This window comes from Pseudoalteromonas sp. SR44-2, assembly GCF_014163745.1.
Taxonomy (GTDB): Bacteria; Pseudomonadota; Gammaproteobacteria; order Enterobacterales; family Alteromonadaceae; genus Pseudoalteromonas; species Pseudoalteromonas distincta.
The window spans coordinates 74426-94537 of the sequence record NZ_JACJDW010000004.1 but is presented as its reverse complement, the minus strand read 5'-3'; the positions used below and the strand labels follow the sequence as shown (position 1 = coordinate 94537).

General features: G+C 39.9%; 16 protein-coding genes and 1 tRNA gene. 4 read left to right on the top strand and 13 right to left on the bottom strand.

The window, feature by feature from the left end; genetic code table 11:
- Positions 1-10: 10 nt before the first annotated feature.
- Positions 11-1039 carry a phosphoserine phosphatase SerB gene (gene serB / locus H5115_RS03805; protein ID WP_182753736.1) on the bottom strand — a complete coding sequence of 343 codons (1029 nt, stop codon included), beginning with the start codon at positions 1037-1039 and terminating at the stop codon, positions 11-13.
- 152 nt (positions 1040-1191) lie between these two features.
- Between serB and H5115_RS03800 the strand changes: the two genes are divergently transcribed.
- Entirely contained in the window at positions 1192-1812 is a 621-nt protein-coding gene (locus H5115_RS03800) for an AhpA/YtjB family protein (protein WP_002958772.1), read from the top strand.
- Here the strand turns inward: H5115_RS03800 and H5115_RS03795 are convergent.
- From H5115_RS03795 to H5115_RS03775, 5 genes are all read right to left on the bottom strand, one after another.
- On the bottom strand, positions 1779-2546 hold the full coding sequence (locus H5115_RS03795; RefSeq protein ID WP_182753734.1) for a TatD family hydrolase: 768 nt from the start codon (positions 2544-2546) through the stop codon (positions 1779-1781). The two genes, H5115_RS03800 and H5115_RS03795, sit on opposite strands and share 34 nt — an antisense overlap.
- Before the next feature lie 21 nt (positions 2547-2567).
- Positions 2568-3206, bottom strand: a complete 639-nt coding sequence (gene pdxH / locus H5115_RS03790) for a pyridoxamine 5'-phosphate oxidase (RefSeq protein WP_182753733.1) — start codon at positions 3204-3206, stop codon at positions 2568-2570.
- Positions 3207-3634: 428 nt separating this feature from the next.
- Entirely contained in the window at positions 3635-5377 is a 1743-nt protein-coding gene (gene argS / locus H5115_RS03785; RefSeq protein WP_002958775.1) for an arginine--tRNA ligase, read from the bottom strand.
- A gap of 60 nt (positions 5378-5437) precedes the next feature.
- Entirely contained in the window at positions 5438-7027 is a 1590-nt protein-coding gene (prfC, locus tag H5115_RS03780) for a peptide chain release factor 3 (protein ID WP_002958776.1), read from the bottom strand.
- Positions 7028-7319: 292 nt separating this feature from the next.
- On the bottom strand, positions 7320-7523 hold the full coding sequence (locus H5115_RS03775; RefSeq protein WP_033020690.1) for a hypothetical protein: 204 nt from the start codon (positions 7521-7523) through the stop codon (positions 7320-7322).
- 245 nt (positions 7524-7768) lie between these two features.
- Here H5115_RS03775 and H5115_RS03770 point away from each other — a divergent pair, with 245 nt between their 5' ends.
- Positions 7769-10435, top strand: coding sequence for an ATP-binding protein (locus tag H5115_RS03770; RefSeq protein ID WP_024596082.1), 2667 nt, complete (start codon positions 7769-7771; stop codon positions 10433-10435).
- A 73-nt stretch (positions 10436-10508) separates the two neighbouring features.
- Here H5115_RS03770 and rimI read toward each other — a convergent pair whose 3' ends face one another.
- From rimI to H5115_RS03755, 3 genes are all read right to left on the bottom strand, one after another.
- Positions 10509-10976: a ribosomal protein S18-alanine N-acetyltransferase gene (rimI, locus tag H5115_RS03765; protein WP_182753826.1), complete on the bottom strand. Its 468-nt coding sequence runs from the start codon at positions 10974-10976 to the stop codon at positions 10509-10511.
- Positions 10963-11262, bottom strand: a complete 300-nt coding sequence (locus H5115_RS03760; RefSeq protein ID WP_182673340.1) for a hypothetical protein — start codon at positions 11260-11262, stop codon at positions 10963-10965. Before H5115_RS03760 ends, rimI begins: the two co-directional genes overlap by 14 nt.
- Positions 11263-11326: 64 nt before the next feature.
- Positions 11327-11403 (bottom strand) — tRNA-Trp (locus tag H5115_RS03755).
- A 425-nt stretch (positions 11404-11828) separates the two neighbouring features.
- Here H5115_RS03755 and H5115_RS03750 point away from each other — a divergent pair.
- A complete protein-coding gene (locus H5115_RS03750; protein WP_182673339.1) occupies positions 11829-13418 on the top strand; it encodes a BCCT family transporter in 1590 nt (529 codons plus the stop codon).
- An 87-nt stretch (positions 13419-13505) separates the two neighbouring features.
- Here the strand turns inward: H5115_RS03750 and guaA are convergent, their stop codons facing one another.
- Together guaA and guaB are read right to left on the bottom strand one after the other, a co-directional pair.
- The gene (guaA, locus tag H5115_RS03745; protein WP_182753731.1) at positions 13506-15083 is read right to left on the bottom strand and encodes a glutamine-hydrolyzing GMP synthase; all 1578 of its coding nucleotides are present in this window, start codon (positions 15081-15083) and stop codon (positions 13506-13508) included.
- 264 nt (positions 15084-15347) lie between these two features.
- Positions 15348-16817 (bottom strand): IMP dehydrogenase, encoded by a 1470-nt coding sequence (gene guaB, locus H5115_RS03740; RefSeq protein ID WP_002958783.1) that lies wholly within the window; start codon positions 16815-16817, stop codon positions 15348-15350.
- A gap of 401 nt (positions 16818-17218) precedes the next feature.
- Here guaB and xseA point away from each other — a divergent pair, with 401 nt between their 5' ends.
- The gene (xseA, locus tag H5115_RS03735; protein ID WP_182753729.1) at positions 17219-18550 is read left to right on the top strand and encodes an exodeoxyribonuclease VII large subunit; all 1332 of its coding nucleotides are present in this window, start codon (positions 17219-17221) and stop codon (positions 18548-18550) included.
- Here xseA and H5115_RS03730 read toward each other — a convergent pair.
- The gene (locus H5115_RS03730; protein WP_182753727.1) at positions 18547-19227 is read right to left on the bottom strand and encodes a hypothetical protein; all 681 of its coding nucleotides are present in this window, start codon (positions 19225-19227) and stop codon (positions 18547-18549) included. The genes xseA and H5115_RS03730 overlap by 4 nt on opposite strands.
- 35 nt (positions 19228-19262) lie before the next feature.
- Positions 19263-20081, bottom strand: a complete 819-nt coding sequence (gene cysE / locus H5115_RS03725; RefSeq protein ID WP_182753725.1) for a serine O-acetyltransferase — start codon at positions 20079-20081, stop codon at positions 19263-19265.
- Positions 20082-20112: the final 31 nt, after the last annotated feature.

The window sequence follows — 20112 nt, the reverse complement described above, 5'->3', positions numbered from 1 at the left end:
TTAATTTATTTTAAAGTGTTGGTTGTTTTTCTAACGGAATAGCCAACATATACAACAATTGCAATAATGACCCTTCACAAATAGCCGCTTGTGCTTGCTCAACCACTTTAGGCTTACCATGGACGGCCACACCTAGGCCTGCTTTTGCCATCATGACTAGATCATTTGCGCCATCCCCAATAGCTACAGTTTGTGCTTTTTTAAGCCCTAGCTTTTGCTGAAGTACCTCTAAAACGACCGCTTTTTGCTGCGCATCGACAATCGTACCCAGTACTTTACCTGTTAGCTTGTCGTCTTTAAATTCGAGCACATTAGCGTGCACTTCATCTAAATTAATCAGCTCTTGTACGCGCTCTGCAAAAGGCACAAAACCACCTGAGGCAATCGCCAAATACCAGTTATGTTGCTTTAAAATTTGGCACAGTATTTTAATACCAGGCATCAATGGTAATGAACTTTTCAGTTCTTCAATTAAGCTTTTTTCAATACCTTCAAGCTTAGCTACACGCTGATATAAACTCTCACTAAAATCAAGTTTACCCGCCATTGCAAGTGCAGTTACAGAGGCAACTTCATCGTATACGTTCGCAAGGCGTGCTATTTCGTCTATGCACTCAATAGTTATTGCCGTTGAATCCATATCCATAACCAATAAACCAGGCTCATATAAATTAGGCGGCGTAGTAACTTGCACTAATTGACAATCAAGCGTGTTTGAAAATTCTTGTAGTACTAACGGGTTTATAGTTTTATCTGCATTTTGCGCGTAAAAACACAGTGCTGGTGCAAGCCCTAAATCAGGTTGGTATTGGCATATAGCGGTGACGTTTTGGTTATGTGTCGCTAAAAAGTCAACAATACTGGCAATGTGTTTTTCTGCAAAATCACCTGCAAATGCGATGCTAAATAACCCTAATGCTTTGTTTGGAATATAATCGAGAGGTGTAGATACATCACCACTATAGCTAAACCATTTATTTAGAGTTAAGTGTTGTAATGGTTGCTCAGCAGCTTGCTGTGCCATGTTGATTTGCGACATGGGATCTCCGTGTTTATTTTTATTTTCCTGATAGTTGGCATCTCAAAACTGCTATTCTCAACACTAAATTCGCCATCAGGTGGGGTTTAAGGTTATAGTTAGTGTAGTTGTAACATCAAATCAAAATGCTGTCAGTAGCATAAACGGTGACTATGAAAAATAACCATATTAAAAACCCTATAAGCGCATCCCAAAGAAAGCGACTCGTTCGCTTAATTCTTGCGGCTGGCTGTTTTGTATTACTAAGCTGGGTGGGTGTTAATAGTAGTTTTCAGAGTCACCAGTTACTTTACGATAGCGCCGACAGCACCGCAAAAAGCCTCACTCAGTTTATGGCTTTAAATGTTAAAACACCTTTAATCGAAAAAAACAAACCCCAGCTCAATGCAATTTGTAACGATATAAGTAAAGATGAGTTCGTGCTTTCGGCCACTATTTACGATCAACAGGGTATTTTATTAGCCAGTAGCGACAATTGGCAGTCGCACCATGTTTATGGTCAACTTTCTGATTCTACCCCCGGAATAAGTAAGTTAAAAACACCTTTTATGGAACCTGTTATAAGCGATGATGACCGCCCTATAGGTTTTGTATCTATTACTTATTTAACTCGCGCTGCAATATCCGATAGCCATAATCATTTTCATGACTTAGGCAGGCAGGTTTTACTAATGCTAGTGATTGCTTGTATTTTTACGTGGCAGTTAGGCCGTGGATTAAAGCGCTGGCAGGTAAATCGTTATATGCAAAAAACATCTGAACAAGAATCATAAAGCTGCTTTGCAAGCGTCTCTTTTTCGCTGTGTGGCTTTAAATCACATAGTGCGTCAAACACATCAGGTAAATGCAATGGCGTGTTAACCTCCCCTTGGTAGCCACTTAACGGCATTGAAGGTGAATCCGTTTCAAGCACTAAGTGCTCGGGTTCAATAGCGGCAATAACAGCACGGGTTTTAGCTGCACGTTCATAGGTAATAACACCGCCTACGCCAAGCTTAAAGCCCTGTTTGATATAATACTTCGCTTGTTGGATTGAACCTGAAAATGCATGAATAACTCCCCCATTTTTTGGCTTACAACGTTTAAACGCTTGCGCAATTAAATCATGGCTTTGCCTGTGATGTACAATGAGCGGTAAGCTTAGCTCGTTAGAAAGCTTTATTTGCTGTTCAAATAAATAAGTTTGTTTAGAGAGGTTTTCAATGCTTCTATCAAGCCCACACTCACCAATGGCCACTAACTGATGCTTATTTGTAGTTGCAAACTCGAATAACTCTTCTATGTGCGATTCTTTATGTTGATCTAAGAAGTAAGGATGTAGCCCTGCCGCTATTTTTATACGTGGATAGGTTGCTTTGAGCTCTATAAGAGTATGCGATTGAGCAAGCGTAATACCCGGTACAACAAACTGATTAACTCCCTTTGCTACACACTCGGTTATGAGCGATTCACGACTTGAATCAAACTCACTAAAATCGAGGTGGCAATGAGAGTCAATAAATTGCAAGGTTACTTACTCATCTATTTATTAAGGGTTTAAGCGTGTAATTTTCCAGCTGTTATCTGCTTGGCGCTGATACATAAAACGGTCATGTAAACGATGCGCCCCACCTTGCCAAAACTCAATTTTAGTGGGCACTACACAATAACCGCCCCAAAAATCAGGTAATGGAATTTCACCTTTAGCAAACTTGTTTTTCATATTAGCAAAGGTTTCCATGAGTACTTTACGTGATGACACCGGACGACTTTGCGCTGATGCCCACGCTGCTAATTGGCTTTCTTTAGGACGAGATAAAAAGTACTTTGCCACAGCAGAAGTTGGTAATGGTTTAGCCTCGCCATAAACAATAACTTGGCGTTCCATGTGATGCCACGGAAAGTGCAAGGAAATTTTGTTATTGCCTTTAAGCTCCTGCGCTTTACGCGAACCTGTATTGGTAAAAAATACAAAGCCGTTATCATCCAGATGCTTTAAAAGCACTATACGCTGTGAAGGCTGACCGGTTTCATCAATAGTTGCTACAACCATCGCTGTTGGATCGGGTAATTGGCTTGCTACAGCATGCTCAAGCCATGTTTCAAACTGCTTGAATGGGTCATCTTGCAAGTTATCTTCGCTTAACGCGTCTTGCAGGTATTCACGGCGGATATCTTCGAGTTTCATAACAAATCCTTTAAATAAAGACTTAGAAAAGAGCTTAGAGTAGCGAGCTTAAAACAATAGATATTGAGTAATAACAAGTATCGAGTCTCAGGTATATACGATAGAAATAGCACCGAGTCTCGGGTGTATCGTTGGGTTTCGTTTCACTCAACCCAACCTACAATGTAAAACATTACATCTGCAAGTGTAGAAGTGCTGACAAGGCGGAGTGCTTTTTTATGCCAAGGAGCATACATTTAGTATGTGACTTAGGCTAAAAAAGCACGACAACGCAGTCAAAGCGAACTACACGCAGCAGACGGTTCACCTAAGTAGTTTAGCCTAAGACAAGGCATCCAACCCGACTTATCCCTATGAGCATACGGTTTGTATGTGATTAGGGTAAGTCGGGGTGGATAACGCAGTATTAGGTTAAAATACGACGGTGATTACATTTGCTCCATAACTTCAATGCCAAGTAAGTCTAATCCCGTTTCTAATGTTCTTGAAACCAAATTACACAACACTAAACGGCTATCGCGCACGCTTGGCTCTACGCCTTCTTTAAGTACTGGGCAGGCTTCGTAAAATGTCATGTATAAGCTTGCAAGCTCGTATAAGTAACCACATAGTACGTGCGGTGTTGCTTCGCTGATCATTAAATCAAGTACTTCTTCGAGCTGTAGTAGCTTAAGTGCAAGTGCTTTTTCTTGAGGCTCAACAATTGCAACGTCTGAATTTAATGTAGCAGCATCAACGCCTGATTTGCGGAAAATACTGCGTACGCGTGTATAAGCATATTGTAAGTAAGGAGCTGTTGCGCCTTCAAAACTTAGCATGCTGTCCCAGTTAAAAATGTAATCACTGGTACGGTGCTTAGAAAGGTCGGCATATTTAACTGCGCCAATACCTACTTTACGGGCAATTTCACTGCGATCGCTATCACTTAAATCAGACTCACGTTCAGCTAATTTTGCTGCTGCACGGTTAATTGACTCTTCTAATAAATCAGCAAGCTTTACTGTGCCGCCAGTACGTGTTTTAAATGGTTTATTATCGGCGCCCATCATGGTGCCAAACGGGCAAAACTCGTAGCTTGTTTCGTCTCTTAATAAACCAGCTTTACGCGCTGTTAGCTCTACTTGGTTAAAGTGTAGATTTTGACGTGCATCTACAAAAATTAAGATGCGATCTGCACCTAATTTATTTGAACGATAGTCACATGCAGCTAAATCTGTTGTTGCATATAAAAAACCACCGCCAGATTTTTGTACGATAAACGCTGATGGCTCGCCATCTTTATTAGCTAGCTCATCTAAAAACACCACTTGCGCGCCTTGCGACTCTACGGCAATGTTTTTATCTTTAAGTAGGCTAATAATATCGTTAAGCTCTGCATTGTATGCGCTTTCAGCCATAATATCGGCTTGGGTAAGCGTTACATTTAAACGCTTGTATACTTCTTCAGAGTGTTTAACTGAGGTGGCTATAAATAGTTTCCAAAGTTTTTCACAATGCGCATCGCCGCCTTGTAATTTAACAACGTAGTCACGTGCTTTATCTGCAAAGCCTTCTTCGTCGTCAAAGCGTTTTTTAGCGTCGCGGTAAAAAGTTTCTAAATCAGCAAGTGCAACAGTATCTAAGTCAACGCCTTGACTAATTTGATCTTCTAAATGCGCGATTAACATACCAAATTGCGTACCCCAATCACCCATATGATTTTGGCGCACAACCGTATCGCCTCTAAATTCAAGCGCACGTACAATTGAGTCACCAATAATAGTTGAACGTAAATGACCTACGTGCATTTCTTTAGCTAGGTTTGGTGATGAATAATCAACAACAACTTTTTGTGGCTTAGCGTGCTCGTTTACAGCTAGTTTTGCATCATTGTTAGCCGCTTTAACGCTTTGCGCTAAAAACTCAGGCTTTAAATGAATATTAATAAAACCAGGACCCGCAATTTCAGTCTTTTGTGCAATATCGCTTACATCAAGGTTATCAATAATTTTTTGTGCAAGCTCACGCGGGTTGCTTTTCATTTTTTTAGCTGCGCCCATGGCTGCATTAATTTGGTAATCACCAAATTGTGGACGCGTGCTTTGCGTTACTGCCGGGTTTGTGTCTTCAGGTAAGCCTGCACCGACCATAGCTGCAATGGCTTTTTCAATTAAAATAGTACGAATATTCATATTTTTTTACCTTTATAAACCCGCCAAAGCAGGTTTTCTTTTAATTCTTGTAAATGAGCTCTAGTTTTCGCGTGTATGGCTAAACGTTACTTCTGGGTAACGCTCTACCGATAAGTTAAGGTTTACACGGCTCGGCGCAATGTAAGTTAAGTTATCACCGCCATCGAGTGCTAAATTGCTTTCGCATTTACGTTTAAATTCTTCAAACTTTTTAACGTCATCACTGCTTACCCAGCGTGCCGTATTCACGTTTACGCCTTCATAAATAGCATCAACGTTATATTCTGCTTTTAAACGCGCTACAACCACATCAAACTGAAGTACACCTACCGCGCCTACTATTAAGTCATTATTAATAAGTGGTCTAAATACCTGTACAGCCCCTTCTTCAGAAAGCTGTACTAAGCCTTTTAATAATTGCTTTTGCTTAAGCGGATCGCGAAGGCGAATACGACGAAATAGTTCAGGGGCGAAGTTAGGAATACCACTAAATTTAAGTTTTTCGCCTTGCGTGAACGTATCACCAATTTGAATTGTACCGTGGTTATGCAAGCCAATAATGTCGCCAGCGAAAGCATCTGCGGCACGTTCACGATCGCCCGCCATAAAGGTTACCGCATCAGAAATGCTCACTTGCTTGCCAATTCGCACGTGATTCATTTTCATGCCTTGGCTGTACTTACCCGATACAATACGCATAAATGCAATACGGTCACGGTGTTTAGGGTCCATGTTGGCCTGAATTTTAAATACAAACCCGGTAAAGTTTTCTTCAGTTGCAACAATTAGTCTGTCTTCGGTTTCACGTGGTAATGGCGTTGGCGCCCACTTAGTTAAACCATCTAACACGTGATCAACACCAAAGTTACCAAGTGCGGTACCGTAATAAACTGGCGAAAGCTCACCGGCTAAAAACAGATCTAAATCAAATTCGTTTGATGCACCAATAACAAGCTCAAGCTCATCACGTAACTGCGCAGCTAAGTCTTCACCAATGGCTATATCTAACTCTGGATTATCAAGGCCTTTAATTGTGCGAACATCTTGAATTTTATGACCTTGGCCCGTTTTATATAAAACAGCTTCATCATTATGAATGTGATAAACACCTTTGAACTCTTTACCACAACCAATTGGCCAAGTAATGGGTGCACAGGCAATATTTAGCTCTGTTTCAACTTCGTCCAGCACTTCCATTGGGTCGCGAATATCACGGTCACATTTGTTCATAAATGTAACAATAGGTGTGGTACGCAGGCGTGTAACTTCCATTAGCTTACGGGTACGGTCTTCTACACCTTTAGCCGCATCAATAACCATTAAGCACGAATCTACTGCTGTTAATGTACGGTACGTATCTTCAGAGAAATCTTCGTGTCCTGGCGTATCAAGTAAATTAACAAGTGCGTCGTTATATGGAAATTGCATTACAGACGTAGTAACTGATATACCACGCTCTTTTTCCATTTCCATCCAGTCAGATTTAGCATGCTGGTTAGAGCCGCGACCTTTTACAGTACCAGCTCTTTGAATAGCTTGTCCGAATAACAATACTTTTTCGGTAATCGTTGTTTTACCAGCATCCGGGTGAGAGATGATAGCAAAGGTCCTTCGCTTGCTGATTTCATTGATAATAGTCTGGTCTGCCATTGATAAATTCTTTTAGTTTATATGCGGGGTTGAATGCATTTTAATAAGCGTCTGCGAGTAAACCCGTTATGTTGATCGTAATTAACTACTATTCTCGCTGATTTTCACGTTGCAAACAGCTGATAATAAAGCGTCAATAGTTGATTTTTTAATAATGGCAATTGTAACAGGAGTCGGTATAAAAGTGTGCTATCTACTTAAAAATATCTTAGCTTTAAAATAAATGTGTACAGCAAGCGATATTTAAACGACCTATAATTTAGTCGTAGATCGTTTAAATAAAAATGAGTAGTTACTTAACAACATCAATAGTAGGTACAACCGACATTCCAACACGTAGTTGACTAAGTAAAGGCTGCTTAGCATCTAAACTAATCTTTACCGGTAGGCGCTGCGCTATTTTAGTAAAGTTGCCTGTTGCATTATGCGCACCAATAGTGGAGTAACTTACACCACTTGCTGGACTTAGACTGTCAACGTGTCCTTTTAATGTCACGCCTGGCAATGCATCAACTTTAATTAGTAACTTTAAAAGATGTAGAACTATGTAAGTTTTTTAAACAGCGAATTAATATTATATCCATGTAACTTGTTAAATTTAAATAACTTAAACATAAAAAAAAGAGCTAAAGATCATGCAACTAATGATTGTAATTTAGCCACCAAGACCGCTATAAGCTTGTGTAATCAGGTCGTAACGCATATTATTGGCAGATTGCATGGAGGATAAGTCGTTTGGTCATGAAAACCAGTAAGTTAAGTATAAGATTATTATGGTATATAACACCTCTTGTTATTCTACCACTGCTATTTTTAGGTGGCTTTACGCTCACCAATGTCACTAATTCAACACAAAAACAAGCTGATTTAATAATGAGCCGTTTTGTTGAGCAACAACAGCAAAAAATATTCAACTATATCGACTCTTTTCACTCTACTGCAAAACTACTTTCAAATTCGCCAGTACTTAGTGACTTTTTAGCAAACGATATTAGTGCCAACGGTAATTACACCCGAAAACTTGGCGCGCTTATGGATGTATTTGCCAGTTACAGCGAAGCTTATCCAGATATAATTAGCATTAATTTAGTTTCAGCAAGTGGGAAAAGTGATGCCTACTACTCTAATAACCTAACAACAGCGCCTAAAAGCTATCCATTTTTTAATCGAGTATTGCAAAGTAATTTAAGTACACAGCAATTTATGATTCAAAAGGACGATGGCACCACGAGCTTATATTTCATTCAACGAATTGACAGCGTTGATTACTACTTGAAACGTCCACAGCAGCTTGGTTTTATTGTAATACATATAGAGCCTTCAATACTCAACTCCAGTATTTTAGAAGCGCCATATAACAACACACTTAATTTAATGTTGACCAAAGACGGGAAAATTTTATTTAGCTCCGACTACAACATGCGCGGCCAATACATAAGCGAATATGAACTTAACCAAGTACACGATCTTGCCGATATAGGCATGCTTTCTACCATTGAACTCTCAAGCATAGATAAAATAGAGCGTATGATTTTTGCCGTACAAATGCCCGGTGGATATTATTACGTTTCAACCATTCCCAAAGGTGTGCTTTATCAATCTGGTAAAGCCATAAGCTTAATAACAGGCTTAATTGTTATTATTTCGATAATCACCCTGCCAATATTAATTTTTATAGTGGTACGTAATTTATTACTTAACCCAATTGAATTATTAGGTGCTGCAAGCCACCGTGTTGGTGATGGCGATTTGTCGGTGCACTTACCAGCTCATACAAATGACGAAGTGGGTGTTTTGTTTAACGACTTTAACCACATGGTTAATCAAATTAGACACTACCAGCAGCAGCTTGAAGAATATAAACACCACCTTGAAGATAAAGTAGAAAGTCGTACTAAAGCACTTGAAGCCATGAACAGCCAACTAGAGCTTGCAATTGGCCAAGCCGAGCAAGCTAATCAGCTTAAAAGTCGTTTTTTAGCTAATATGAGTCACGAAATACGAACGCCACTTACGGCTATTATGGGCTTTACAGAGCAATTACTCCACAACGACAAAGTAGCCAACGACAAACAACATCTAAGCACTATTTTACGTAATTCAAAACACTTACTAGAATTAATAAATAATATACTCGACTTATCTAAAATTGAAGCTGAAAAGCTAGCTGTCGATTTGTCTGCGTTAAACGTAGTGCAGCTTGTGCATGACATTGAATCAATTATTCAACCACTGGCACAAGAAAAACAATTAACCCTTAATATTGATTACCAACTGCCGCTACCTCGCACCATTTATAGTGATGTGACCCGCTTAAAACAAATACTTATAAATATTGCAAATAACGCTGTTAAATTTACCGAAAATGGCAGTGTGTCTATTTGCGTGCATTATTTACAAGCAAGTCAAAAGCTAGAATTTGTAATTAAAGATACCGGCATTGGGATGTCTGAGCATCAAATAGAGCGTGTGTTTAAACCGTTTGAGCAAGCCGATGCCACAACCACACGTCGTTTTGGTGGTACAGGTCTTGGGTTGTGTATTTCTAAAAATTTAGCACTGTTACTTGGTGGCGATGTAACGCTTGAAAGTGAAGTTGGCGTTGGTAGCCGCTTTACAATTAGGGTGTCGTGTCAGTTATCTGATGATCAACCAATGCTTGAGTTTTTAACGCAAGAAAGCCAGTTAATACCAGAGAAAGACCCTCTCTTATCGTTTGCGACCAATAACTTTGAGGCTAATATTTTAGTCGCTGAGGATAACCCTGATAACCAACTATTAATTAAATTATTACTGCAAACTTGGGGCCTTGAACCCGATATTGCTAGTAATGGCGCACAAGCTGTAGAAATGGCACTCGTTAACGACTATCAGCTTATTATAATGGATATGCAAATGCCTGTAATGGGCGGATTAGAAGCGACTAAAATGCTTCGTCATGCAGCATACGATGGCCCCATTATTGCCCTTACTGCTAATGTTATGAACCACGATATAGGTACTTACCTAGAAGCTGGTTGCAACAAAGCACTCGCTAAACCCATTGATAAAGATGCTCTGGAAAATGTACTCGTAAGCTATCTACATCTTGAAAAGGATAATCAAAATAAGTGGGACAGCTTATTAAAAAGCGAAAAGTTTCAGCAAATTACTGATAACTATTTAGCCAACTTACCTACTTATTTAGAAGAAGTTAAAACTCTGCAACATTGTAATGACTGGGAAGCATTAAGAAGTATAGCGCACAGTATTAAAGGTAGTTCTGGGTGCTTTAATTTTGATGAAATTTATCACAGCGCTGCGGCACTTGAAGAAAATTTAAAAAGTAACAATAAAGTGCCAAGAGACGAGCTAGTAAATAAATTAATAGCAGCCATTGAGCAAGCAATTAGTGGCAAAGTAACCTAAAAGAAAACTTACAAAATAGTACAAGTTCGGTGCGTTAGCGCTCTATGCTTAAAACGCTAATCACCGACTTTAATTATGAAAAGTTTAAACCTAATGCCATGCCCATTAAAATAGCGTCTTCAAAGCCATTTTTGGCCGGATTATCACTTGGATAGTAGTTTTTACGCACTGACATTTCTGTAAAGCCAGCGTTCTCGTATAGCGCAATAGCCCGCGTATTAGATTCGCGTACTTCTAAAAAGAGGTTTTCAGCATTTTGCTGTTCACCATATTCAATAAACTGGGCTAACAACTGCCTTGCAATACCCTTACCCTGGTAGCTTGGTGTTACACAAATATCCATAAGCGTAAAATCAGGCCCTGCTTTTTCACCAATATAAAAACCCACTAATGTGTTTTTATCAAACGCCGCCAAGTTAAAGTAGCGCCCCCCCATACATGAACTCATTGTATTTAAAGTCCACGGATGGCTATGGCAAGCAATTTCAATTGCCATTAATTGTTCAATAGCGCTTTCATCTACGGCGTTAAAGTTTATCAAGGTGTTCACTCATTAAAGCCCATAAAGCGCGTTTATCATTAGCACTGAGCTGTTGGGTTGGCAATATAAGCTTATCATCGGTTAACTGCATTTCACTGCCTTTGAGCACACTATTAATAACCATAGGTTGAGCACTTAGCTTTATATCAGTAAATAACTGCTTATTAAGCGTTAAAGGCTCAGTACTTTGTATAGGCCCTGAAGCAGAATTAGTATTGTTTGGACAATAATGTTGATTTAGTTCGAGGTTTTCTATACCAAAAATAGCTGCGTAACGTTGATGCATAACAACTCAGTAAATTAAACACTTGAACAATATATGAAGTAATAAAAACGATGTAAAGAAGAAATGGCAGGGGCGGAGAGATTCGAACTCCCAACCGTCGGTTTTGGAGACCGCTGTTCTACCAATTGGAACTACGCCCCTGCAATGTCGACGAATTATAGAGACCTTTGAGAAAAGGTAAAGCAATAAATCACTTTTTTAGTTCAACTGCTTTTAAAATAAGCAAAACGATGAATTAGCACACAAATACAGTGTATTTAACTTTGTTTCATAAATTAAATTCTTTAAAGCACAGCTGATTTTAGTTGAAGTATATGGACAATTTTTTAAATATGCATAACTAATAGTCGCCATAGCTCAAAAATAATTTGTAAATTTATTAAACCAAAGAGCATAAACAACTCAATAACATTATTAGCATTTGTGGTACGATTTTAATCCTAGGGGATCCGCGCCTTATTACCTAATTACATATTTCACCATGTATCTTACTTTCGCGGATCATTTAAAATGCAAATATGGAGGAGCTTTACTATTGGCTTAGCTAATAGTTCACGCCACGTTATATGAAGTTTAAATCAAAAAAATACAGTATCGACTCAACCGATTATCAAGTAGGTCAAGATAACGTTAGTAAATGGGGCATGGATATTCATAGTAATGTGTTTTCCGTTTCTACTGGATTATCTCTACTATTTATTATTACTCTACTTGCTCTCTCACCTAGCGAAGCTAAAGACGCTATTAACACAATAAAAAATGCAGCTCTAACAAACTTTGACTACGTATTTATGTGGGGCGCAAACATACTCCTACTATTTGCAATAGGTATAGCAGCTTCACCGCTAGGTAAAATTAGATTAGGAGGTGATAAAGCAAAGACGGAATACTCTACCCTTTCTTGGATTTCTATGCTGTTTGCAGCAGGTATGGGTATTGGCCTTATTTTTTGGGGGGTAGCCGAGCCTACCGCGTTTTACACTAACTGGTTTGGTACACCGCTAAATACTGAGCCCTTTACTGAACAAGGCCGAGAGATGGCTTTGGGGGCAACTGTTTTTCACTGGGGGCTTCATGCATGGGCTATTTATGGCATGACCGCACTGTGCTTAGCATACTTTGTTTATAACAAAGGTTTACCGCTTTCTATGCGCTCAGTGTTTTACCCACTTTTTGGAGATCGTGTATGGGGAAAACTAGGTGATGTTATAGATGTAATGGCTGTGTTGGTTACTCTTTTTGGCCTTGCTACATCGCTAGGTCTAGGGGGATCGCAAGCGGCTAGTGGTATCAGCCATGTTTTAGGGTTCGAAAATTCATTGTTATTACAACAAGGCATTATTTTGCTGATTATGGGCTTAGCTATTTTATCTATTGTGCGTGGTATGGATGGCGGCGTTAAATTGCTCAGTAATATAAATATGGGCATTGCTATTGTGTTTTTGGTGCTTGTATTTATTTTAAACTTTACCACTGTACTTGATTCAGTCTACACAGCAGTAATAGGTTATGTGAAAAATATTATTCCGCTGAGTTCTAGCACCGGTCGAGAAGACACCGAGTGGCTTCACGGTTGGACTGTGTTCTATTGGGCTTGGTGGGTGGCTTATGCTCCGTGTTTTGGTATGTTTGTAGCGCGCATTTCTAAAGGGCGTACCATACGCGAATTTTTAGTATATGTACTTCTTATCCCCACTTTAGTTACCACTGCGTGGATGTCGGTATTCGGTGGTGTGGCTATTGATCAAGTTATAAATGAAATTGGCGTACTCGGTGCTGATCAAGGTATTACCGATGTGTCACTTAGCTTATTTTACATGCTTGATGCGTACTCTTTTGGTACCGTCCTTTCACTTTTAGCTGTGGCATTAATAATTATATTCTTTGTAACCACACTTGATTCTGGCTCTATAGTAATTGATAGCCTTACATCAGGCGGGAAGCTTGAAGTGCCAATAAAGCAAAAGCTAGTATGGGCAAATATTGCCGGAGTTATTGCAATGCTCATGCTCTGGATTGGCGGTACGGAGTCTATTCAGGCGCTACAATATATAACCATTATTGCCGCACTACCTTTTACATTTATTTTACTGCTTGGCAGCGTAAGTCTCGTAAAAGGCCTACTAACTGAGTTAGAGCCAAAAGCTAAAAGTTAAAAATTAGCGCGTAAAAAAGCCCGTTTAATAAACGGGCTTTTTAATGTGCAATAATAAGCTCAGCAAAGTAGGCTTACTTATTTAGTATTATTCCCACTCAATAGTTGCAGGTGGCTTACCTGAAATATCGTAAACAACACGAGAAATACCATCAATTTCGTTAATGATACGGTTTGAAACCACACCTAAAAACTCATACGGTAAATGTGACCAGCGTGCTGTCATAAAGTCGATTGTTTCTACACAACGAAGTGATACAACCCAATCGTACTTACGTGCATCGCCCATAACCCCTACCGATTTAACTGGTAAGAATACAGTAAACGCTTGGCTTACTTTATGGTAAAGCTCAGCTTTGTGAAGCTCTTCAATGAAGATTGCATCTGCGCGGCGTAATAAATCACAGTACTCTTTTTTGATTTCGCCAAGTACACGTACACCTAAACCTGGTCCAGGGAAAGGATGACGGTAAAGCATGTCGTACGGTAAACCTAGCTCTAGACCAATTTTACGTACTTCATCTTTGAATAATTCACGCAATGGCTCAACAAGGCCCATTTTCATGTCATCTGGTAATCCGCCCACATTGTGGTGAGATTTAATAACATGCGCTTTACCTGTGGCAGATGCCGCAGATTCAATGACGTCAGGATAAATTGTACCTTGTGCTAACCATTTCGCATTTTTAAGCTTTTTGGCTTGCTCATCAAATACATTAATAAACGTGTGACCAATGGCTTTACGTTTATCTTCTGGGTCTGATTTACCAGCTAAATCATTTAAAAACTGCTCTTCAGCTTCAACTTTAACAATGTTTAAGCCAAATTTATTACCAAACATGTCCATCACTTGCTGGCCTTCGTTTAAACGAAGTAAACCATTGTCAACAAATACACATGTTAGCTTTGCGCCAATTGCACGGTGAATAAGCATAGCCACAACTGATGAATCAACACCACCAGATAGACCTAAAATAACTTCGTCATCACCTACAGTTTCTTTAATACGCTCAATAGCATCATCAATGATTTTTGCAGGAGTCCATAATTTTTCACAGCCACAAATATCAATAGCGAAACGCTCAAGCAAACGTAACCCTTGATGAGTATGCGTTACTTCTGGGTGAAATTGTACGCCGTAAAAACGCTTTTCTTCGTTAGACATTGCAGCATGTGGACAAGTAGATGTTTTAGCTGTTGTTGTAAAATCAGCTGGAATGTCCATTACTTTATCGCCATGACTCATCCATACGTCAAGTATGCCGTTGCCGCCATCAGTAATATGGTCTTCAATTGCATCAAATAATGCACAGCTGCCTACTTTTTCAACTTGTGCGTAGCCAAACTCTTTTTTATCAGAGCTGTGTACACTTCCACCAAGTTGAGCTGCCATTGTTTGCATACCGTAGCAAATACCTAGCACAGGCACGCCTGCATTAAATACATACTCAGGAGCGCGCGGGCTGTTTTCAAGTGTTGTTGATTCTGGACCACCAGAAAGAATAATACCTTGTGGGTTGAACTCGCGGATTTGCTCTTCAGTCACATCCCATGCCCAAAGTTCACAGTAAATACCAATTTCACGCACACGACGGGCGATTAATTGAGTGTATTGTGAACCAAAGTCTAAAATGAGAATTCGTGAATCGTGAATATCTTTGCTCATGGAGTATCTCGTAAAGTCTGATGCTAAATGCCGCTTTGAATACCAATTTTATTAAACATTACTAATTCTTGCAGGCTAAATAACTCACTAACCACGTTAAAAATCTCTTATTTAGAAGAACTAAAAATCGAAATTTTTGCCTCGTTATTGAGCCATTTATCTGTCGCAATAATTGACCACTTTATTAATGCAATTGGTATTTATATAAACGACTAAAAAGAGGGCTTGCAAAGCAAGCCCAGTATATTAAATTAATTACGCTGCTTAACCTAAGCGGTAATTTGGTGCTTCTTTAGTGATTTGCACATCATGAACATGCGACTCACCCATACCTGCTGAAGTAACACGGACAAATTGTGGTTTTGTATTTAGCTCTTCAATTGTTGCACAACCCGTTAAGCCCATAGCACTACGTAAGCCACCTACTTGCTGATGAATAATCGTTGCAATAGGACCTTTGTAAGCTACGCGACCTTCAATACCTTCAGGTACTAACTTGTCTGCTTCGTTTGATTTTTGGAAGTAACGATCTGATGAACCTTCTTTTTGATCCATCGCGCCCAATGAGCCCATACCACGGTAAGATTTGTAATAACGGCCTTGGTACAATTCAACTTCACCTGGTGCTTCTTCTGTACCAGCAAGAAGAGAACCCACCATTACACACGATGCACCAGCAACAAGTGCTTTAACAATATCACCAGAAAAACGAATGCCACCATCAGCAATAACAGGAATGTCGCGACCTTTTAAGCCTTCAACAGCATCTGAAATAGCGGTAATTTGTGGAACGCCACAACCGGTAACAATACGTGTAGTACAGATAGAACCAGGGCCGATACCTACTTTAACTGCATCCGCTCCGGCATCAGCTAGTGCAATCGCACCTTCAGCCGTTGCAATGTTACCTGCAATAATTTGTAAGTCTGGGTACTCTTTGCGAGTTTTAGTAACACGGTCAATAACGCCTTGAGAGTGACCATGCGATGTATCGATAAGTAAAACATCAATACCCGCTTCTACTAATGCGGCAATACGCTCATCAGTACCTGCGCCAACACTTACAGCAGCACCTACACGTAAACGACCTTGGTCATCTTTACATGCGTCAGGTTTGTCTTGGGCTTTTTGGTAATCTTTTACTGTGATCATGCCTTTGAGTTTAAATTCATCATCAACAACAAGGATTTTCTCAATGCGGTGTTCGTGCATTAAGCCTAAAATTTCTTCGCGTGCTGCGCCCTCTTTAACGGTAACAAGCTTTTCTTTTTTGGTCATAACGGTAGAAACAGGCTGTTCAAGCTTAGTTTCAAAACGCATATCACGACTAGTAACAATGCCTACAAGCACATTATTGCTGTCGGTAACCGGAAAGCCTGAAAAACCTTTTTCGTGCGAAAGCTCAATTGCATCTGCAATTGTTAAATCGGCAGTGACCGTTACAGGGTATGAAACAATACCTGCTTCGTAGGTTTTAACTTTACGTACGTTTTTCGCTTGTTCTTCAATAGTCATGTTTTTATGAATAAAACCAAGACCACCTTCTTGCGCAAGGGCAATAGCTAAACGAGCTTCTGTAACAGTATCCATAGATGCTGAAATAAGCGGCAAGTTAAGTTTGATACCACGCGTTAAGCGAGTTGAAATATTTGCCGTGTGTGGCAAAACAGTAGAATGACCAGGTACTAAAAGTACGTCATCAAAGGTAAGAGCTTCTTTAGCGATTCTAAGCATTTTGGCAACTTCTCACATGTGGATCTAAGATAAGGAATTGCGGCCAAATTTTAACAGCGTTGTCGGCATGAGTAAATAATATTTCGCAAATATTTATGATAATATAGGGTCTATTAGCCTTTCAAGGTTAAATTTTCAGCAGTTTGTTAGGTATTTAGGCAAGGCAGAGCCTATGCAGTGTGGTTATTCCCCATAAATAGGCGATAACGTAGCATCAATTCCAAACAAGCGCTGCCCAAAGGGTTCAGCCTAGGGGCGATTAACTCTTTGTTACTCGGTTTTTACTTAGCCCACTAGGTTACAAACCTCGCGCCGCGATTAAATCGCCCCTAGTTTGAACAAATTTTAATCTACAAAGGTCAATAGACCCTTGCTTTATAAATAGTTTTAGGTTGTTTTTTATGTTTTCGAAGCCTTCGCAGGCGGTTTACACCGTGTCGCGCCTTAATAGAGAAATTCGCACAATCCTTGAGCAAGGTTTTGCATCTTTAGTGCTCACGGGCGAAATTTCTAATTTTATTACTCCAGCATCCGGCCATTGGTACTTTTCGTTAAAAGACGATAGAGCACAAATTAAAGCCGCTATGTGGCGTGGGAATAATCGCAACCAAAGCTATCGCCCTGCAAATGGCGCGCAAGTTACAGTAAAAGCGCGTGTATCACTTTATGAACCTCGCGGCGACTACCAACTTATTGTTGAGCATATGGAACCGGCCGGCGAAGGTCAGCTAAAGCAAGAGTTCGACGCACTTAAAATGCGTTTGGCCGCCGAAGGATTATTTAGCTCTGCGTATAAAAAACCACTTCCGCAAAACATTAATCGTATTGGTGTTATTACCTCTGCAACCGGCGCTGCTATAAAAGATATTTTAACGGTACTTAAACGCCGTGCGCCGCAGCTAGAGGTAATCATTTACCCTGCTATGGTACAAGGCAAAGAAGCACACCTACATTTAATTAATCAAATTGAATTAGCTAATGTTCGTGATGAAGTAGACGTACTTATTTTAGGACGAGGCGGCGGATCACTTGAAGATTTATGGTGTTTTAATCACGAACAGCTCGCACGAGCTATTTTTGAAAGTGAATTACCGATAGTAAGTGCAGTAGGCCATGAAATAGATACAACCATTAGCGATTACGTTGCTGATGTTCGTGCAGCCACTCCATCAGCCGCAGCTGAGCTTGTAAGCCCAAATACGCAAGAGTTACACAACAAAGTAACACAATTAGTTAATCGTTTAGCTAACGCGTTTAAGCACGGTATTGCCGATAAACGCGCATTAGCAACGCAGTTACAACACCACCTTAATTTGTGTCATCCGCGTAATCAGCTTAATCAAAAATCACAACGTTTGGATGAGCTAAGCATTGCGCTGCAACAAGCTATGCGTAATCGTTTATACCAACAAGAACGCACACTCAATAACTTAACGCCGCGTTTGATGCGCCAATCACCTGATAAAAAACTCGCTTCAGCAAGCCATCAACTCTCGCAATTACAAGCTAGGCTAAACCAAGCTATACAGCATCAGTTACAACAAGCGAATAATAGCTTAGCACTGCAAGCAAGCAGGTTAGATTCAGTAAGTCCGCTTAATATTTTAGCGCGCGGTTATAGCATCACTAAAACACAGCAAGGAAAAGTAGTTAAATCTGTGGGGCAAATTAAAACAGGCGATGTTTTAGTTACAGAGCTCGTTGATGGCTCTATAGAATCACAAATTATTTAAAGCTCTGTACTTAGCAACATTTTAAGTTCGCTATCGCTCGATGTGGAGGTAGTGCTTTTAAATTGTTGCCAAAACTCTTGTTCCATCAACTTATCGTTTAGCTCTCGCCATTGAGCATTACCAAATGTGTCGTTATCAGTAGGAGCGGCAAGTTCAAATTCACATACTGTTTTTTTACATTTTGCACTAACAACGTCAGGAATAATTGATAAATCAGCTGTTAATAAAAAATCTTGTAATGCCATTTCAGTACGATAAGCCCATTCTTCGTCGCGCGTTTGCTTTTCAAATTTATCACGTAAAATCTGCTCAAAATCTGAAGGGCTCCTCATTTTCTTTAAAACACTTTTGAGCGCCGCTTTCTGTTCGGCAAGTTGTTGCTTAAGCTGAGTTACTTGCTCTTCTAAAGGTAGTTCATCAAGCATTTGGGTTTCTGAATTGGTTGTAGGCGAGATTTCAGCGGGCTCTATACTAGCGAATTGCTCAGGTACTGCAGAGTCTGCATTACTCAACACCTCATTACTTTGTTGTTCAGTATGAAGCTTTTTCTGTTTTTCATAACTTGGCTGCGACTTAACAGATTCTGGATGACTTGAAGCTGCATTAAAGTAGCTCCAAGTTAAACCTACACCCGCAATAAACCCAATCCCTAGAGCCAATAAACTATTCTTGTTCATTTTAATTCCTTTTAAGTTTTATTATTTTTAATTACTTATAGCATTGCACTCGTGTGCGATTCGTTTTCAGGCTCAGGATTTGCTAAAAAATTTTGGTTCATACTTTGCGCCGGACACTCACAATCCGGTCGACCAATAATTTTAGCGGGTACGCCAACAGCGGTTGTGTGTGGCGGAACATTGCTAAGCACAACTGAGCCCGCGCCAATTCGTGCGCCCTCACCTACTTCAATATTACCCAGTACTTTAGCACCCGCGCCAATTAATACGCCCGCTCTAATTTTGGGATGACGATCGCCCTGCTCATTACCCGTGCCGCCAAGCGTTACAGATTGCAAAATTGATACGTTATCTTCAATTACCGCTGTTTCACCAATAACAATTCCTGTTGCGTGGTCAAACATAATGCCTTTGCCCACTTTACACGCTGGGTGAATATCTACTCCAAACACTTCAGATGTACGGCTTTGAATAAAACGCGCTAACTCTCTGCGATTTTGTTGCCATAAACAATTGGCCAAACGGTGCGCCTGAATAGCATGAAAACCTTTTAGGTTTAACATCACGGTAAGATGCGTTTCCGCAGCGGGATCTCTATCTTTAACTGCTTTAATATCCTCAGCTACAAAAGACAGCATACGGTCACATTTTACAAATGCTTGGTCAAACAGCTCTCGGATAGTAAATGCAGAGACCACCGCATCAGCTAATTTATTAGCAACAATAAAACTTAATGCCGAACCTAAACAATCATGATTCAAAATGCATGAATACACATGACTTGCTAATAATGGTTCACGTTTTACTACATCGTTAGCTTCGTCGCGAAGCTGTTGCCAAATTGCATGACGCATAATACTGCACTGCCTTAAGTTGATATAAAAT

What these genes read in the sequence shown, in the direction of transcription:
- xseA (WP_182753729.1), top strand. Translation starts at nt 17,219, where the DNA reads ATGTTTTCGAAGCCTTCGCAGGCGGTTTACACCGTGTCGCGCCTTAAT.
- cysE (WP_182753725.1), bottom strand. Translation starts at nt 20,081, where the DNA reads ATGCGTCATGCAATTTGGCAACAGCTTCGCGACGAAGCTAACGATGTA.
- H5115_RS03750 (WP_182673339.1), top strand. Translation starts at nt 11,829, where the DNA reads ATGAAGTTTAAATCAAAAAAATACAGTATCGACTCAACCGATTATCAA.
- serB (WP_182753736.1), bottom strand. Translation starts at nt 1,039, where the DNA reads ATGTCGCAAATCAACATGGCACAGCAAGCTGCTGAGCAACCATTACAA.
- guaB (WP_002958783.1), bottom strand. Translation starts at nt 16,817, where the DNA reads ATGCTTAGAATCGCTAAAGAAGCTCTTACCTTTGATGACGTACTTTTA.
- H5115_RS03770 (WP_024596082.1), top strand. Translation starts at nt 7,769, where the DNA reads ATGAAAACCAGTAAGTTAAGTATAAGATTATTATGGTATATAACACCT.
- H5115_RS03730 (WP_182753727.1), bottom strand. Translation starts at nt 19,227, where the DNA reads ATGAACAAGAATAGTTTATTGGCTCTAGGGATTGGGTTTATTGCGGGT.
- H5115_RS03800 (WP_002958772.1), top strand. Translation starts at nt 1,192, where the DNA reads ATGAAAAATAACCATATTAAAAACCCTATAAGCGCATCCCAAAGAAAG.
- H5115_RS03760 (WP_182673340.1), bottom strand. Translation starts at nt 11,262, where the DNA reads ATGCATCAACGTTACGCAGCTATTTTTGGTATAGAAAACCTCGAACTA.
- prfC (WP_002958776.1), bottom strand. Translation starts at nt 7,027, where the DNA reads ATGGCAGACCAGACTATTATCAATGAAATCAGCAAGCGAAGGACCTTT.
- pdxH (WP_182753733.1), bottom strand. Translation starts at nt 3,206, where the DNA reads ATGAAACTCGAAGATATCCGCCGTGAATACCTGCAAGACGCGTTAAGC.
- argS (WP_002958775.1), bottom strand. Translation starts at nt 5,377, where the DNA reads ATGAATATTCGTACTATTTTAATTGAAAAAGCCATTGCAGCTATGGTC.
- guaA (WP_182753731.1), bottom strand. Translation starts at nt 15,083, where the DNA reads ATGAGCAAAGATATTCACGATTCACGAATTCTCATTTTAGACTTTGGT.